Annotated in this window: 14 protein-coding genes; 9 read left to right on the top strand and 5 right to left on the bottom strand. The window is 39.2% G+C overall.

Features of this window, described 5'->3' with window-relative positions:
- Positions 1-1,018: 1,018 nt before the first annotated feature.
- The 6 genes from spxA to AC1DVK_RS05415 all read left to right on the top strand — a co-directional run bounded on the left by spxA (position 1,019) and on the right by AC1DVK_RS05415 (position 7,888).
- A complete protein-coding gene (gene spxA / locus AC1DVK_RS05440; protein WP_061462100.1) occupies positions 1,019-1,414 on the top strand; it encodes a transcriptional regulator SpxA in 396 nt (131 codons plus the stop codon).
- 467 nt (positions 1,415-1,881) lie between these two features.
- Positions 1,882-2,550 carry an adaptor protein MecA gene (mecA, locus tag AC1DVK_RS05435; protein WP_061462101.1) on the top strand — a complete coding sequence of 223 codons (669 nt, stop codon included), beginning with the start codon at positions 1,882-1,884 and terminating at the stop codon, positions 2,548-2,550.
- A gap of 114 nt (positions 2,551-2,664) precedes the next feature.
- Complete coding sequence (gene cls, locus AC1DVK_RS05430; RefSeq protein WP_477626004.1) at positions 2,665-4,173, top strand: cardiolipin synthase; 1,509 nt, start codon at positions 2,665-2,667, stop codon at positions 4,171-4,173.
- Positions 4,174-4,273: 100 nt separating this feature from the next.
- On the top strand, positions 4,274-5,485 hold the full coding sequence (locus tag AC1DVK_RS05425; protein WP_410860738.1) for a competence protein CoiA: 1,212 nt from the start codon (positions 4,274-4,276) through the stop codon (positions 5,483-5,485).
- A gap of 178 nt (positions 5,486-5,663) precedes the next feature.
- The gene (gene pepF, locus AC1DVK_RS05420) at positions 5,664-7,481 is read left to right on the top strand and encodes an oligoendopeptidase F (RefSeq protein WP_089363678.1); all 1,818 of its coding nucleotides are present in this window, start codon (positions 5,664-5,666) and stop codon (positions 7,479-7,481) included.
- Between the two features lie 206 nt (positions 7,482-7,687).
- On the top strand, positions 7,688-7,888 hold the full coding sequence (locus AC1DVK_RS05415; protein ID WP_410860740.1) for a helix-turn-helix domain-containing protein: 201 nt from the start codon (positions 7,688-7,690) through the stop codon (positions 7,886-7,888).
- 1,037 nt (positions 7,889-8,925) lie between these two features.
- On the opposite strand, the gene AC1DVK_RS05410 is transcribed toward AC1DVK_RS05415, so the two are convergent.
- From AC1DVK_RS05410 to AC1DVK_RS05395, 4 genes are all read right to left on the bottom strand, one after another.
- Complete coding sequence (locus AC1DVK_RS05410) at positions 8,926-9,816, bottom strand: ClpXP adapter SpxH family protein (protein WP_081108725.1); 891 nt, start codon at positions 9,814-9,816, stop codon at positions 8,926-8,928.
- Positions 9,813-10,217, bottom strand: coding sequence for a globin domain-containing protein (locus AC1DVK_RS05405; protein WP_061462105.1), 405 nt, complete (start codon positions 10,215-10,217; stop codon positions 9,813-9,815). The genes AC1DVK_RS05410 and AC1DVK_RS05405 overlap by 4 nt, the downstream gene beginning before the upstream one ends.
- Before the next feature lie 233 nt (positions 10,218-10,450).
- The gene (locus AC1DVK_RS05400) at positions 10,451-11,110 is read right to left on the bottom strand and encodes a lytic transglycosylase domain-containing protein (RefSeq protein WP_477626003.1); all 660 of its coding nucleotides are present in this window, start codon (positions 11,108-11,110) and stop codon (positions 10,451-10,453) included.
- 23 nt (positions 11,111-11,133) lie between these two features.
- Complete coding sequence (locus AC1DVK_RS05395; protein WP_089363682.1) at positions 11,134-11,712, bottom strand: CYTH domain-containing protein; 579 nt, start codon at positions 11,710-11,712, stop codon at positions 11,134-11,136.
- Positions 11,713-12,035: 323 nt separating this feature from the next.
- On the opposite strand from AC1DVK_RS05395, the gene yjbM reads away from it, so the two are divergent.
- The 3 genes from yjbM to AC1DVK_RS05380 are packed head-to-tail and all read left to right on the top strand — an operon-like array spanning position 12,036 to position 14,429.
- Positions 12,036-12,656 carry a GTP diphosphokinase gene (yjbM, locus tag AC1DVK_RS05390; RefSeq protein ID WP_061462108.1) on the top strand — a complete coding sequence of 207 codons (621 nt, stop codon included), beginning with the start codon at positions 12,036-12,038 and terminating at the stop codon, positions 12,654-12,656.
- Between the two features lie 46 nt (positions 12,657-12,702).
- Positions 12,703-13,497 (top strand): NAD kinase, encoded by a 795-nt coding sequence (locus AC1DVK_RS05385; RefSeq protein ID WP_089363683.1) that lies wholly within the window; start codon positions 12,703-12,705, stop codon positions 13,495-13,497.
- Positions 13,498-13,514: 17 nt separating this feature from the next.
- Positions 13,515-14,429 carry an RluA family pseudouridine synthase gene (locus AC1DVK_RS05380; RefSeq protein ID WP_410860744.1) on the top strand — a complete coding sequence of 305 codons (915 nt, stop codon included), beginning with the start codon at positions 13,515-13,517 and terminating at the stop codon, positions 14,427-14,429.
- A 91-nt stretch (positions 14,430-14,520) separates the two neighbouring features.
- On the opposite strand, the gene prpE is transcribed toward AC1DVK_RS05380, so the two are convergent.
- Positions 14,521-15,264, bottom strand: a complete 744-nt coding sequence (prpE, locus tag AC1DVK_RS05375; protein ID WP_061462111.1) for a bis(5'-nucleosyl)-tetraphosphatase PrpE — start codon at positions 15,262-15,264, stop codon at positions 14,521-14,523.
- Positions 15,265-15,399 lie beyond the last annotated feature (135 nt).

The raw sequence follows: 15,399 nt of genomic DNA, 5'->3' as shown, positions 1-15,399 counted from the left end.
ATCCTCGGGTCTACTTGGCATGGAATTACAAGGAGCAATGGCTATTTTCACCGTTAACTTGAAAAGAATATTGAAATTAATGGCCTAAAAAAGTGACAAACAGAAGCAAAAAAAGACGATTTCCATTCAAGTACCGAATGAGAATCGTCTTTTTTTAATTTGATTTACCGTACTAGTTAGAAAAACGTGAGTTTTTCAGCAGCCTCGTTTTGCGGCCCTTTCATTTTGTCGATAAGTTCGGAAGTGTCTCACCCCGAACCGTAATTTTAAAACAAGACTTGGTTATCCTTCATGTATTTTTGCGCTTGAAATTTGCGACACTCCTGTCGAATAACTGGCTTGCCGAGACCCCGCAGATGCTTGCTTTGATGAGGCTTTGCAGACAGTCGGCAGGAGCGAATTTCTGAAATCAACTGGAACCTTTTTTAAAGAAAAAAACAGAGGAAACTGGCTTTTTTTGAATATGCTACAGTATGAAAGTGCCGGTTGTTCACCTGTACATTGAAGGAAAATGAATATCTATAACTTCTGGATGGTAGATTGTTCCCTACTTGCCGATTCTTTTGAATTCCCTTTTTCACTTTTGGTATTATATGTGCTAAAAGAATGGTTTTTCTTGTAAAAGGAGGAATTTGCTTTTTATTAAAGAAAATATATTAACATGATCTTGTTTATTGACAAGGATTGGGGGTAAATAAAAGTAACGAGCAAATTGAAAAAATCATGAGGGCTGAATTGAGAGTTAAATGAGAATGTTAGGTAGGTATTTTCAATTAGAAAAAGTGATTTCAATGTATTACATAAAAAAACGAAATAGCTATAGTACAGGCTAAACAAGAAGTTTAAAAGGATTTTTTCAAATATCAAAAAGGGTATTCATTTTAAATGAATTAGTGTATAATAAAGAATATGAAATACTTATTTAAAATTATTTCAAATTAGAGTGGTACTTATGAATACTAATAGTAGATTTCCCCTCATAGATCACCGATTCTATATTTAGGGAGTGTGAGTAAACATGGTAACATTATATACATCACCTAGTTGTACTTCATGCAGAAAAGCAAAAGCATGGTTAGAGGAACATGAGATTGGATATAAAGAAAGAAACATTTTTTCTGAACCGTTGTCAATTGATGAAATTAAAGAAATTCTTCGAATGACAGAAGATGGAACCGATGAAATCATTTCAACACGGTCTAAAACTTTCCAAAAGTTAAACGTAAATTTAGAGAGCCTGCCTCTTCAAGAATTATATAAATTGATCAAGGAAAACCCGGGATTGTTGAGACGCCCAATTATCCTTGACGAGAAACGGCTTCAAGTAGGTTATAACGAAGATGAGATAAGACGCTTTTTACCACGTAAAGTCCGAACCTTCCAGTTACGGGAAGCGCAACGTATGGTCAACTAATAATGTCTTTCAAGCTCTGCCAGGAATTGTGCAGGGCTTTTTCTTTATACAAAACCGATTTTTCGTCCAATTTTAGATCCATGGGCGACAGGGATGTTTGGCATCTCAAGCAAGTCCCTATAGCCTTTCATCATTTAAAGATAAAATAAGAATGCAATTAACCATCGCATGTATATAATAAGGCATAAACGGCGGTAAGATTAAAATTAAAGCATTCATTGTGATAGTTGCATACGGATGAATTATTTTATAGAATGAATGGAATATTAGGCAAACAATTGTTTTTTAGATAAGTAATGTTTTTTATTTCCCTTCTTCAAGGTTTTGTCATAAAATGATGTAAAATAGTATGCTTTAATGACTATCATGATTTACAGTATTCACTTACGGGTAAAGAGCTTTTAAGAGCAATTTTCGCTTGGGGGTTATTATCCCTTCAAAATGAGAAAGGAAGGGAGAGGGGAATCATGGAAATCGAACGCATTAATGACGATACAGTTAAATTTTATATTTCCTATATAGATATTGAGGAAAGAGGCTTCGATCGCGAAGAGATTTGGTACAGTCGTGAGAGAAGTGAGGAACTTTTTTGGGAAATGATGGATGAAGTGCATCAAGAAGAAGAATTCATGATTGAAGGACCTTTATGGATTCAAGTTCAAGCCCTTGAAAAAGGCTTGGAGGTTTTGGTCACAAAAGCCCAGCTTGCCAAAGATGGTCAGAAACTCGAGCTGCCTCTTTCAGATGATAAGTTTAAGGAATTGAATGTATCAGATAAGATGGATACCCTTCTTGATCAACATTTTCATGGTAAGGATGAAGAAAGCGGTATAACATTCGAAGATGGTATGATTGAATTCATCACGACATTCGAGGATTTTGAAGATGTCATTTCATTAAGCAAGCGTCATGGCTTGGATGACTGGACGACAAAACTTTATGTTTATCAAAATAAATATTATCTTTATATCGAGTTTTCCGAGGCGGAAATAGACGAGGAAGAAATCGATAATGTGTTAAGCCTCTTATTGGAATATAGTCAGGAGTCACCAATAACGGTGCACATGCTTGAAGAGTACGGGAAAATAGTCATCGAAAATGATGTATTCACAACGGTCGATAAATATTTCGCATAGACTGTTGAGGCCGATTTCAGTAGAAATCGGCCTTTTCGTCCAAGAATAAAAGTTTTTACCTTAGGCAGGGAGGTTTTTAAATGTGCCTGTGTTTGTTAATTGGAGGTAGTCCAGGTGAAGAATATAGTTGGCATAAGTCTGCTAATTCTCTTGTTGGTCGGCCCTTGGTATTTTCTGATAAATGAAATCGATGGTAGGCTGGAATTTTACTCCAGTCTTATAATGACCCTGTTCTTGGTGATAATTGGATCCGCCATTTTCCTGGAAAATCGGGATCCCATCCAGACCATAACATGGCTTCTTATGTTTGGCGCTTTCCCATTCATCGGTTTCATTTTTTACTTTTTGTTTGGCCATAATTATCGGAAAGAGAGGATATTTCGCAAGAAGTACTTTTTGGATAAGCAAAGTTTCGTGAAAATAAGCGGAGAGGCGGAATATAATGATCGAATTAAGGAAATGGAAGAAAACTCACAGCAGTTATTCAAGCTTGCAAATAGGCTAGGGAATAGTCCTATTTCATTTACGACCGAAACCCGGATTTTAAGGAATGGTAAGGAAACTTTTTCTAATATCATCGAAGAATTAAAAAAAGCCAGACATCATATTCATTTAGAATATTATATAGTTAGGGATGACCGCATTGGCGGTATTCTAAAGGATGTCTTGATACAAAAAGTAAAAGAAGGAGTAGTGGTCCGTTTTCTCTATGATGCGGTTGGTTCTTGGAAGCTCGCTCGCTCCTATATCGATGAACTGAAGGATGCTGGAGTCGAAATGGTCGCCTTTGGTCCGTTGCAGCTCCCTTTATTAAATAATAAATTCAACTTTCGTAACCACCGTAAAATAATTGTGATAGATGGCTCTGTCGGTTTCATGGGTGGCCTCAATATTGGGGATGAATATCTGGGACATGATCCGAAATTCGGTTCTTGGCGTGATACGCATCTTCTCGTAAAGGGGGAAGCGGTCAGGACTCTACAGCTCATATTTCTGCAGGATTGGTATTATAGCACCAATAATAGCTTTTTAACGGATGAATACCTCCTGACCGGCATGCCGATCCATGATGGGCATGGCGGAGTTCAATTGATTGGCGGAGGGCCGGATAGTGAGTGGACGATCATCAAGAGCATTTTTTTTAAGATGATTACCTCAGCAGAAAAGTCTGTCTGGATTGCATCTCCCTATTTCGTTCCTGACGACGATATCCTTCAAGCATTGAAGGTAGCTGCTTTAAGTGGTTTGGATGTCAGGCTGCTCGTCCCAAAGAACCCAGATAAGCGAATTGTATTTCATGCTTCGAGAACCTATTTTCCCGAATTGCTTACTTCGGGAGTTCGTATATTCCAATACAATGAAGGATTCATGCATAGTAAAATCATCATCGTTGATGACCAAATGGCCTCAATTGGGACAACCAATATGGATATGAGAAGCTTTCACTTGAATTTCGAAGTCAATGCCTTTCTCTACCGGACGGAAAGTACACAACAGCTGGTAAATGATTTTTTGGAAGATATAAAGGTATCCCAAGAAGTGGAAATCAATGCGTTTTCCAAACGGAATTTCGGATTGAAAGTGTTGGAATCCACTTGCCGATTGCTTTCCCCCCTTCTTTAGATATTACTTTTCCTTTATGCCGATCAGGCATTTTTTTTTTGAAAATTAAAAGGAATCCATTGCTATGCAAGCGAATGTAGTGGGGGTGAGGAGGAGATGTATGTTAACTGCGATAAAGAGTGATGGGACTTGGATTACCCTTCCTGAAAAGATACCGGCAAACTTGCTTGCTGAATGGAGGAAGTCAACAGATTATTATTGTCCGTGCTGCAAGATGGAAATGTCCATTAAAGCAGGAAACGTCAGGGTCCCGCATTTCGCCCATAAAAATAATTCTTCATGCCGTGCTTCTTCAGAACCGGAATCCGCCTATCATTTAATGGGAAAAAGAAAATTGTTTCAGTGGTTTTCATCACACGGTTATCAAGTGGATCTAGAAGCCTACCTGCCCGAAATCAAGAAAAGGGCTGATATCTTAGCTACGATAGGAGGTAATCGCTATGCAATAGAATTTCAATGCTCAGTTATTCCGGAGATTGAATTCATTGAACGGACAAGAGCTTATCAAAGCGTAGGCATCATACCAATTTGGGTCCTCGCTGCAAAACACCTAAAAAGGAAAAGCATGTATGAATTCAGTTTATCCGGATTTCAATGGCTCTTCGTCACCGGCAGTTACCACCATCCGTTTCTTTGGATGTATTGTCCGGAAACTAATCATTTATCAGTATTGAAGAACCTCACTCCTTTTACCCCTAGAACCGTCTTTGCCGAATTGACGACTGCGTCTTTAACGCTCCTACCCCCTAGTCGGGCATTGCCCCAAAACTGCTTCCATTTCCCTTTTCTGCCTGAGTGGAGAAACAAACGAAAAGACTGGACCCTTCATCGTGTGAAAACTGCACGGAGAAGCGATCCTTTTTTCGAAGGGCTCTATTTACATCATATTACACCTGCGGCAATTCCCATTGAAGTGGGTGTTCCTGTCAGAGGGATGCTGTTGATCGAAACTTCCCCGATTGAATGGCAGGCATGGTTTTACATGGATGTGTTTCAAGAGAAAAAACCTGGGGAAAAGATTTCTATGGCTGATATTATCCACTTTTTTAAGAAGCGTTCAAAAAAGGGGGAAATAAAGTTCAGACCGTTACCATTGCTTCATGAAAAACCCGTGGAATATCCTTTAGATCAATATATCAAGCTATTAGAGAAATTGGGTTACATTTCAAAGGAGGAAGAGGGGGTATTTAAAGTTGAAAAGGCATTTTCCATTCCCTTCACCAGTGACCACGGTCAAATGATGGAAAAAAATTTCTATGATAAGCATAAATTGATGATGGAAAAGGGGAATATCCAGTATAATCGTGGATAACATCTCTATTTATCTTGAATTCAGATGAATTGGCAGGATTATTTTTGTTAATGGAGAAATAGTAATAGGAACGAGGATTTAAAATCTTTAAGGAAGCATGAAGCTGTTTGAAGCATTGGTCCGGTTTGGTGATTGTTAGCTGAATGGCGAGTTTTCTATAGAATGGAGAGGAATTTTAATGGCACAAGAAACAAAAGTGAATGCATTACCCTCAAGAAGTGAAATAGCTGCGGAAGATACTTGGAGACTGGAAGATATCTTCGCCACCGAAGAAGATTGGGAAGCTGCTTTCAAAGCAGTAAAAGAAGATCTCAAGAAAGCGGAGGGACATAAAGGGACTTTGGGCGAAAGCGCAGAAAAGTTATTTTCGGCTCTTCAACTCCAAGATGAAGTATTTGAGAAGCTAGGGAAAGTTTATTCTTATTCACATATGCGCAATGACCAAGATACAACCAATCCTTTTTATCAAGGGATGGAAGATCGGGCAAAAGCTTTATACGCCCAGGCAGCGGCTGCGTTTTCATATATGGTTCCTGAGCTATTGAGTATTGATGAAAGCAAAGTGGAAGGGTTTTTGGAAGAAAAAGAAGAATTGAAATTATATAAACATTCATTAGAGGAAATCAATCTTCAGAGACCCCATATCCTATCTGCCGAGCAGGAAGAATTATTGGCACAAGCTTCAGAAGTACTCGATGCATCAGGCAATACTTTTGGTATGCTTAACAATGCTGATTTGAAATTCCCGACCATCAAGGATGAAGAGGGAAATGAAGTGGAAATAACTCATGGAAGGTATATCAGTTTTCTTGAGAGTGAAGATCGCCGTGTACGTGAGGAGGCATTTAAAGGGGTATACAGCAAGTATGGTGAGTTCCGTAATACATTTGCTTCAACCCTGTCAGGTGAGGTGAAAAACCATAATTTCAATGCCACAGTCCGAAAATATGATTCAGCACGCCAAGCGGCGTTAAGTAGCAATAACATTCCGGAGACAGTATACGATAATCTCGTTAAAACAGTCAATGACAGCTTGCCGTTACTGCACCGTTATCTTGATTTACGTAAAAAAGTACTAGGATTGGAAGAACTTCATATGTATGATCTATTCACTCCGCTTGTTAAAGAAGTGAAGATGGAAGTGACATATGAGGAGGCCAAAGATTATGTCCTAAAGGGGCTTGCTCCGCTTGGGGAGGACTATTTGAATGTTTTGAAAGAGGGATTTGAAAACCGTTGGGTCGATGTCCATGAAAACAAAGGGAAACGAAGCGGTGCCTATTCTTCTGGTACATACGGGACGAATCCATATATTTTAATGAACTGGCAAAATAACGTCAATAACTTATTCACGCTCGTTCATGAGTTCGGGCATTCGGTCCATAGCTATTATACGCGTAAATATCAGCCTTACCCATACGGTAATTATTCTATATTCGTAGCGGAAGTTGCCTCGACTTGTAATGAAAACCTGCTGAATGATTACTTACTAAATAAAATCGAGGATGAAAAGAAGCGCATCTATTTATTGAATCATTATCTAGAAGGTTTCCGTGGAACATTGTTCCGCCAAACGATGTTTGCGGAGTTTGAACATTCCATACATTTAAAAGCTCAAAATGGGGAAGCGTTGACAGCCGATATGTTAACTAAGGAATATTATGAGCTGAACAAGAAATACTTTGGTGAGAATGTGACAATTGATGAAGAAATCGGTTTGGAATGGGCACGTATTCCACATTTCTACTATAATTACTATGTTTATCAATATGCGACTGGAATAAGTGCAGCAACAGCATTAAGCAAGCAAATCCTTGAAGAAGGAGAGCCCGCTGTCAAAAGGTATCTGGAGTTCCTGAAATCAGGAAGTTCTGATTATCCGATTGAAGTACTAAAAAAGGCAGGGGTCGATATGACAAAAGCCGAGCCTGTACAAGAAGCCATGAATGTATTCGAAGAGAAATTAAATGAGTTGGAAGAGCTTTTGAATAAATAGGATTCGAAAGGGACCCGAGCGGCTGAACTGCACCCCAATTGTTAGACACCATCTAACAATTGGGGTGCTATTTTTTATGACAAAATATTCTTTAGAGTTATAATTAAAAGCTGTCCTTGCTTATTTAGAAGGAGTTGACTCATTTAGACCTGTCGCCAACCAATTTAATACCAATTATGATATGAAGATGGATGTAGTAAAACTATATGAACGATTTTGGAGTGACTAATACCCAAGTGGGTGCTGTGTATAATATTGCTTCTCCCTATACTATGGATAAGTGGCTAAAGCAATTTGAGGAGAACGGGGTTGAAGATCTTGAACCGAATAAAAAGGGGCGTCCATCCATGAAAAAAGAAACGAAGAAAATACCAGTAGAAGGATTCATTAGAGGGTTTACAGGCTGAAATGAACGTTGACGTCCAGAGAATGCATATTTAGTTGAGAGCCTTAGTTCAAGAACCCGGTAGATTACCGGGTTCTTGCTCCTCAAGACTGCCTAATTAAATAAATGTCTAACTTTTTGGGTTTACTTCAGTTTTGGTCCCTTTTTCTCTTATATGAATATCCGTTATAATCCTTTAAAACGATTTCTTTGATTTAAGCTGTGAAGAATAATGAAGAAAACAAAAAATAAAATTGGGGAGGTGAAATACAGAGGAATGAGGTGCATGATACCGAGTAGCTGGACGAATAGCGACCCTATTAAGAGTATGAGTAGAATAAAGCCTTTCAATTTGGTCACCTCCAACCTGACAGCAGTATATGGTCATCTGCTCCTTTATTAGATTTTATGTTTTAGAATAAGCAGTATTCTAAGAATATGACAATAATGTGAAAATGCGCACAAAGTTCTTGCAATTAATGTGTATAATCTGATATAGTACAGATAAGAAGTTATCACATCCCAAACATATACCCCTTTGTTTGTTCGTCGTGAAATTTCTCCCATCCCCTTTTTCGTATAAATAGATGAAAACCCCAACAAATTTCGCGATTTGCTGGGGTTTTTTCATGTTGTTGAAGTGAAATGAGCCAGTTGTAAAAAAAGTGACAAATGTTTGAAAAGGATATGCATTAAAGTGTGATGTTTTTCACAATTTAATGTATATCCTTACATATCAGAAATCAATCAGAAAGAAGATAGCAATAAACCTTTAAATTAAAAAGACGCTCTTATTTTACAATACACCTAAGGGATAATGATAATAGAAAAGTATATATTATGAACAATTTGTGAAAAGTAATACATATAGTTGAAACATAAATGGATTATCTGTTATATTATTTATTGTGAAATAAATCACAAACAAACATTTACCCCTTTGTTTGATCGTGAAAAAAATTTCTCCCATCCCCTTATTTCTTATAATAAAAACCATGCAATCATTTGATTTGCATGGTTTTTCCCTTTTTTTTGAATAGCAAAGAAGCAGTCAAAACATTACTGCTTCTTTGTATATCTCCAAAACGTCCCGTATTTAGCCGGAATTTTTTCTGCCAACTGTTTTAAAACAAGTTTCTTCATTTCCAACTCGACGTTATTCTTATTCATATTATAAACCGTTTCTATTTCCTTGGTGGCCACCAGTTTGAAACAGCTTAAAAACTCTTCGATAGAGGGTGGTTTTGCAGGGGCGGGAAGACCATTAAGCATATCTTCTAAAATTTGAACATATACCTCGTAAGAATAGACACCCGAAACCTTTATTCCCTCTTCTTCAATATTTTGATTGAAAAAGACAAGGGAAGGTATTTCAGTCACTTCCATTTCGCTGGTTATTTTCAAGTCACATTGAAAACCTTTGGCTGCACTGGAAGAATTGATGTCATCAAGGAATTCCTCCACATCCAGTTCAACCGTTTTGGCACACTCGGTCAAGACCTCGATATTGGATATATCCTTTTTCCCAATGAATACATATTCTTGAAGCTGCCTTAAAAAGCGAATGGCCAATTTACGGCCCTGCAATTCCGCTGCTTTTATTGCGATGGAAGCTGTATATGGAGAAGAGATTGGGTTTTCAGACCAAAGGCTACCATCACAGGACATTCCCGAGCGGCTGGCTGTCTTTTCCCAAACATGAGCAAGGTTTTCATAATTTTTATTTTTCCCCATATTAAGAGAATCGATTTTACCGCTTAAAACATGGCGTAAACTGAATAATTGGCCATATTCTATCTGTAATTTTCTAATAATTGGTTCCAAGCCCCAGCATTCGGGACAAAGCGGATCAACAAAAACATAAATTTCAATTGGCTTTTTTCCTATATCATAGCAATGCTGCGTCTTGATCCAATCGGAAATATTGAAAACTGGTTTATGTGCGCTCAACTGTCTTCTCCTTTCCCATCAGTACCGGATGTATTGATCATATGCTGTGCCGTCAAAAAAAGGCGGTGATAGAAAAACTCTCTTATTTCACCCTCAAGGCCCACTTCGTCCATAGCTTGATACATGCATGAGAGCCATGCCTTCGCTCGTTCTGGCGTAATTTCAAAAGGTATATGTCGAGCCCGCAACATAGGATGGCCATGTTCTTCAGTATATAAAGAGGGACCACCTAAATATTGAGTCATAAATTGTTTTTGTTTACGGACCGTTTCTGTTAAATCGTCAGGGAAAATCGGCAGTAGATCCGGGTGTTGACTAACGTTGGAGTAAAACACATCAATTAACCTGTGTAATTGCCCTTCTCCAATTAATTCATATGGTGTAGGGTTCCCTTGCATCATGTTGATTACTCCTTTTATTGAAAGATGGTTGATGTTTATACATATTTTATCAATGACGTACTGATATAACAAATATATAGCTTGAAGAAAATTTCACATCTGTAGTATGACACAGGGGAATGAACGGAAAAGACCGCTTTTGGGGACTTAAACTTTTGTGCGGTTTTGGATAAGAAATAAATGTACACATATGAAAAAAACTGACCCATCAAAAATATCAGGGTCAGCTTTCATTAGCTTGAAAATGTGCCATATACTTTTTGGACATATTTCTGAGTTTCTTTAAAGGGCGGAATTCCATTATATTTATCTACGTTTCCTGGTCCGGCATTATAAGCAGCAAGGGCAACCTGGATGTCCCCGTCATAACGGGCCATCATTTGACTTAAATATTTACTCCCGCCCATGATGTTTTGTTCAGGGTCGGTTGCATCATCAACTCCCAGGCTCCTTGCAGTTGCGGGCATTAACTGCATAAGGCCAGTTGCACCAGCATAACTGGTTGCTTCAGGGTTAAAGTTCGATTCTTGTTTAATGACCGACTTAATCAGTTTTTCCGGGAGATTATACAAGCTGGCCGCCTGGCTGATGATTTGATCGTAATTTGTGACGGCTTCGCAAGTCTCATCGTTAGTATGGGCAGCAGCTATCTGGTTACTGGATGTCAGTCTGCTGGATTGAAGAAAGGACGTCGTTTCCGTTTCCACATTGGCTAATAAGGAACCCAATGTCTGTGAATTGCCTTCAAGAGCATCACCCGAAACCAGTTCCGACAGCATGTCCTGGAAAACGGATCGAGATGAAACAGTTTTAGGGATGTTTCCATTTGTGAATTGCTGGATTGCCTGCAATTCCATAAAAGTCTTGAAATCTTGGATTATCAAATTTCCCACCTCCGAATATGGTTCAAACAGGATTATTCCTGGAATTTGGCGCGATAAAACCTCTTAACTTTATTTTCGGTTTCTCTTTCCGGAATTTGAAGGGTTTCAAGGAGAGTCAGGAAATTTTCTTTACCGGCTTTTGCATCCGTCACTTCATATTCAAGCTCGAAATCTTCCTGATTCATATATGAACTATGATCTAAAACAAGTAAACCCTCCTTGTAAGGGAATTCATAACGGTCGGTCTTTAATGTCCCAAAACAGGTAAAATCCTTTGGATTAACTCCGCATTCAATGATAAGCTGCTGGATCTCCCCTTCAGGGAAAATGTTTTGATTCAGAAACGCATAAGCGGTTTCTTTAGAGATATCTTGATTCGTTTCCAATAATCCTTCTGGAGCAGGCTGTTTTAAAGTTAGCTCGTAACAGCCGTTTTTCTCCCGGATCCTAAGCGCAGACTCCAGATTTTTCAAATGGAATTCGAATGTATCGAAGTAATGATTTTTCTGTGATTTAAAGTTCGATGTCCCGATATGAAAATAATTGATCAGTTGTCGAAATTCGTTTTCTTTCAAAAGGTTTTTAAACTCAATTTCAATATGCTGGCTCATGTGTCCCTTCCTTTCTGACTAAATATCTTAGGTTAATCATATAAGAACCATTCAAGCTGTCAAATTGAATACAATAATTTTTTGCTATTGTACTTGAATATTTAGGAATCAATTGCAGGATATGATAAAATAAAAACGTTGAACACGGGAAGTGGATTACCGATTATAGAGAAATTAATACATACTTTTTGTTTTTAGAGAAAGATTCAATAGGATCCAGTGGTGAATTGGCAGTATGTCATAGGACTGCTGGATATAGGAGAGCGTTCTGCCCATACCAGAGTTGAACAGACGCTTTTTAGATAGATATAGGTGGTGTGGCAATGGAGAGTTGGGACGATTTCTTGGCGCCTTATACTCAGGCTGTCGAAGAATTAAAGGTTAAGCTAAAGGGATTAAGGAAACAGTTTGAGAGAGAGAATATTCACTCACCGATCGAATTTGTAACAGGCAGGGTAAAGCCGATTGTCAGTATTTTGGATAAGGCGAGTCAGAAGGATATTGCCATTGATAAATTGGGAACCGAAATTCAGGATATTGCAGGACTTCGCATGATGTGCCAGTTCGTGGATGATATCGAACAGGTAGTTGAACTTTTACGAGGTCGCAATGACTTTGAGATAGTCGAGGAGAGGAATTATATTTCCCATAAAAAAGCAAGCGGCTACCGTTCTTATCATGTTGTCATCCGCTATCCGGTCCAGACGATCCATGGCGAAAAAAATATACTTGCCGAAATTCAAATCAGGACACTTGCGATGAACTTTTGGGCTACGATTGAACATTCTTTAAATTATAAATATAAAGGCATTTTTCCGGAAGATATTCAACTGCGGCTAAAACGCGCAGCTGAAGCCGCCTTCCTGCTTGATGCAGAGATGTCGCAAATCCGTACGGAAATCCAGGAAGCACAGCGTCTTTTTTCCAGGAAGAAAGATTCTTAAACGTATAAATGAACAAAAAGAAATCTAAATTGTAAGGTGGGATTACATGAAATTTGCGATTACGTCAAAAGGAGATGCGAAATCGAATACTTTAATGCAAAGGATGCGAACGTATCTTCAGGACTTTCATTTGGAATATGACGAAGAGCAGCCGGATATTGTCATTTCTGTCGGTGGTGATGGCACATTATTATATGCATTTCACCGTTATAGTAATAGATTGGACAAAACCGCCTTTGTTGGTGTACATACAGGACATCTTGGTTTTTATGCAGATTGGACCCCTGATGAAATTGAAAAATTAGTGATAGCTTTAGCAAAAACCCCATTTCAAGTGGTGGAGTATCCACTGCTCGAAACAATCGTCCGTTATCAGCATGGAGGACGCGAAACCAGATTTTTGGCTTTGAATGAATCGACAGTCAAAAGTGTTGAAGGGACGCTTGTCATGGATGTTGAGATACGCGGCCAGCATTTTGAGACGTTCCGCGGAGATGGTCTATGCATTGCGACGCCATCTGGAAGTACGGCTTATAATAAGGCGCTTGGTGGAGCCATCGTCCATCCATCAATCGATGCCATTCAGATTACCGAATTGGCATCCATTAATAACCGGGTGTTTAGGACGGTCGGATCTCCTCTGCTGCTGCCGGCACATCATACATGTATGTTCCGGCCGGTCAATGCTGTCAATTTTCAAATTACGATCGATCATTTGACCCTGCTTCAAGAAGACGTCAAGTCGATACAGTGCCGAGTTGCAGATGAAAAGATCCGATTTGCCAGATTCCGCCCTTTTCCTTTCTGGAAAAGAGTGCATGATTCATTTATTGCTAATTAAGGAGATAGACTCACCTTATGTCAAATCAAAACTTTTCTTTGACCTGGTCGGTTTTTGAAGAGGATTCTGGCTCTTTATTGCGAGAGTTTCTCAGCAAATGCGATATTTCAAAACGAGCATTAACGGATATTAAGTTTAAAGGTGGATATATCCAGTTGAACGGTGAAGAAGTAACCGTAAGGGAACGGATTGAAACCGGCGACATCATCACCGTCATATTTCCGCCGGAGCAGGCAAGTGAAGGCCTTTTGCCAGAACCCATCCCCCTGAATGTCAGGTATGAAGATGAATTTGTATTGGTGGTGGCCAAGCCTTCTTCCATGAATACCATTCCTTCCCGAGAGCATCCCAACGGCAGTCTGGCCAATGGCTTGGCGGGATATTATAAGAAGAAGGGAATACAGGCAACGATCCATATTGTTACAAGGCTTGACCGCGACACATCGGGGTTGGTTTTAATTGCCAAGCATCGGCATATCCATCACCTTTTAAGTGAACAACAAAAATCAGGAAAGGTTAAACGGAGATACCAAGCCATAGCCGAAGGACTCGTTGATGGACCTGAAGGGGAGATAGTTGCGCCAATTGGCAGAAAGTCGACCAGCATCATTGAACGGGAAGTCAGGGACGATGGCCGGTATGCCTGTACTCTATTTAAGGTATTGGCACACACTGGGTCGCACACATTCCTCAATTTGGAACTCCAAACAGGGAGGACACATCAAATAAGGGTCCATATGGCCCATATTGGTCATCCATTGGCTGGTGATGATTTATATGGAGGGAGCAGGAGGGATATCTCTCGCCAGGCCCTTCATTGTTTTGAATTGAAATTTTTACATCCTTTCACAAAGAAGATGATGTTGTTTCAAGAAGAGCTACCTGAAGATATGACCCGATTGCTCGAGGGAAGTATAGGCCGGGATTCCTGATTTTATAACCGGCCCGCATCAAGCCGAAAACAAGATTTTAGCAAAAATCCATAGACGCAAAAAAACTCACCAAGATGGCGAGTTTTTTTGGTTAATCAAAAGATGTCCTGAATTTTTCCGCTATATATGGCATGGTTGAAGGCACCTCTTGAAGATCCATTTCAGGATAACGGACAGCTGTTAGTTTTCCACCGAAGACGCAGCCTGTATCAATATTGTAAGTATGATTGACTCGTCTTGCTTCAGGGACTGGTGTATGACCATACACGATCCACTTTTCCCCTTTGTAGGATTGAGCCCAGTCCTTCCTGACCGGAGACCCATCTGGATGTTTGGAGCCATTGATATCACCGTAGAGGACAAAGGTTTTTACCTTACTGCTATATTGGCCAATATAATCACTGCGAATTCCCGCATGGGCAATGATCAGTCGTCCATCATCAATAAGTTGATATAGTGGGGAACGTTCATACAGATCCATGAATTTTTTTCGGATTTTCTTCTGCTCCCGAATGTTTAGGGATTCATATTCAGCTACTGTAGTCTCTAAACCATGTGATATTTGAACTTTATTGCCTGAAAAATAACGATACAATTTATTGCAATGGTTTCCTGGGGCATACCTTGCAATATTTTGGTTAATGACTAACTCATGGACAACCTCGATTACTTGAAGGGAATTAGGGCCGCGATCGGTTAAATCCCCTACAAAGCCGAGAACCCTTCCAGAGGGATGGACAGGAATCCCAGTATCCCATGTATAGCCCATTTTTTCCGTCAGTTGCTTGAATTCGGCGAAACATCCATGAATGTCCCCTATGATATCGATGTTCATTTGACACACCCTTTGTTTGTTTTGTATATGTTTATGGTATTAGTATAGTATTATTTAAAAAAATAAAATATAAACGAGGAAATGAAAAAATATGTTTTAGGAGGTGCAGGTTATGGAGGAGATGAAGGAAAGGGA

It is taken from the genome of Peribacillus sp. P4_B1 (genome assembly GCF_056402395.1).
Note: the sequence above shows the minus strand (reverse complement) of the source record. Positions and strands in the feature narration are given on the sequence as shown.

Excerpts from the sequence above, each read along its gene's own strand:
- spxA (WP_061462100.1), top strand. The coding sequence starts at position 1,019 with ATGGTAACATTATATACATCACCTAGTTGTACTTCATGCAGAAAAGCA.
- mecA (WP_061462101.1), top strand. The coding sequence starts at position 1,882 with ATGGAAATCGAACGCATTAATGACGATACAGTTAAATTTTATATTTCC.
- AC1DVK_RS05425 (WP_410860738.1), top strand. The coding sequence starts at position 4,274 with ATGTTAACTGCGATAAAGAGTGATGGGACTTGGATTACCCTTCCTGAA.
- pepF (WP_089363678.1), top strand. The coding sequence starts at position 5,664 with ATGGCACAAGAAACAAAAGTGAATGCATTACCCTCAAGAAGTGAAATA.
- AC1DVK_RS05415 (WP_410860740.1), top strand. The coding sequence starts at position 7,688 with ATGAACGATTTTGGAGTGACTAATACCCAAGTGGGTGCTGTGTATAAT.
- AC1DVK_RS05405 (WP_061462105.1), bottom strand. The coding sequence starts at position 10,217 with ATGATGCAAGGGAACCCTACACCATATGAATTAATTGGAGAAGGGCAA.
- AC1DVK_RS05395 (WP_089363682.1), bottom strand. The coding sequence starts at position 11,712 with ATGAGCCAGCATATTGAAATTGAGTTTAAAAACCTTTTGAAAGAAAAC.
- yjbM (WP_061462108.1), top strand. The coding sequence starts at position 12,036 with ATGGAGAGTTGGGACGATTTCTTGGCGCCTTATACTCAGGCTGTCGAA.
- AC1DVK_RS05385 (WP_089363683.1), top strand. The coding sequence starts at position 12,703 with ATGAAATTTGCGATTACGTCAAAAGGAGATGCGAAATCGAATACTTTA.
- AC1DVK_RS05380 (WP_410860744.1), top strand. The coding sequence starts at position 13,515 with ATGTCAAATCAAAACTTTTCTTTGACCTGGTCGGTTTTTGAAGAGGAT.
- prpE (WP_061462111.1), bottom strand. The coding sequence starts at position 15,264 with ATGAACATCGATATCATAGGGGACATTCATGGATGTTTCGCCGAATTC.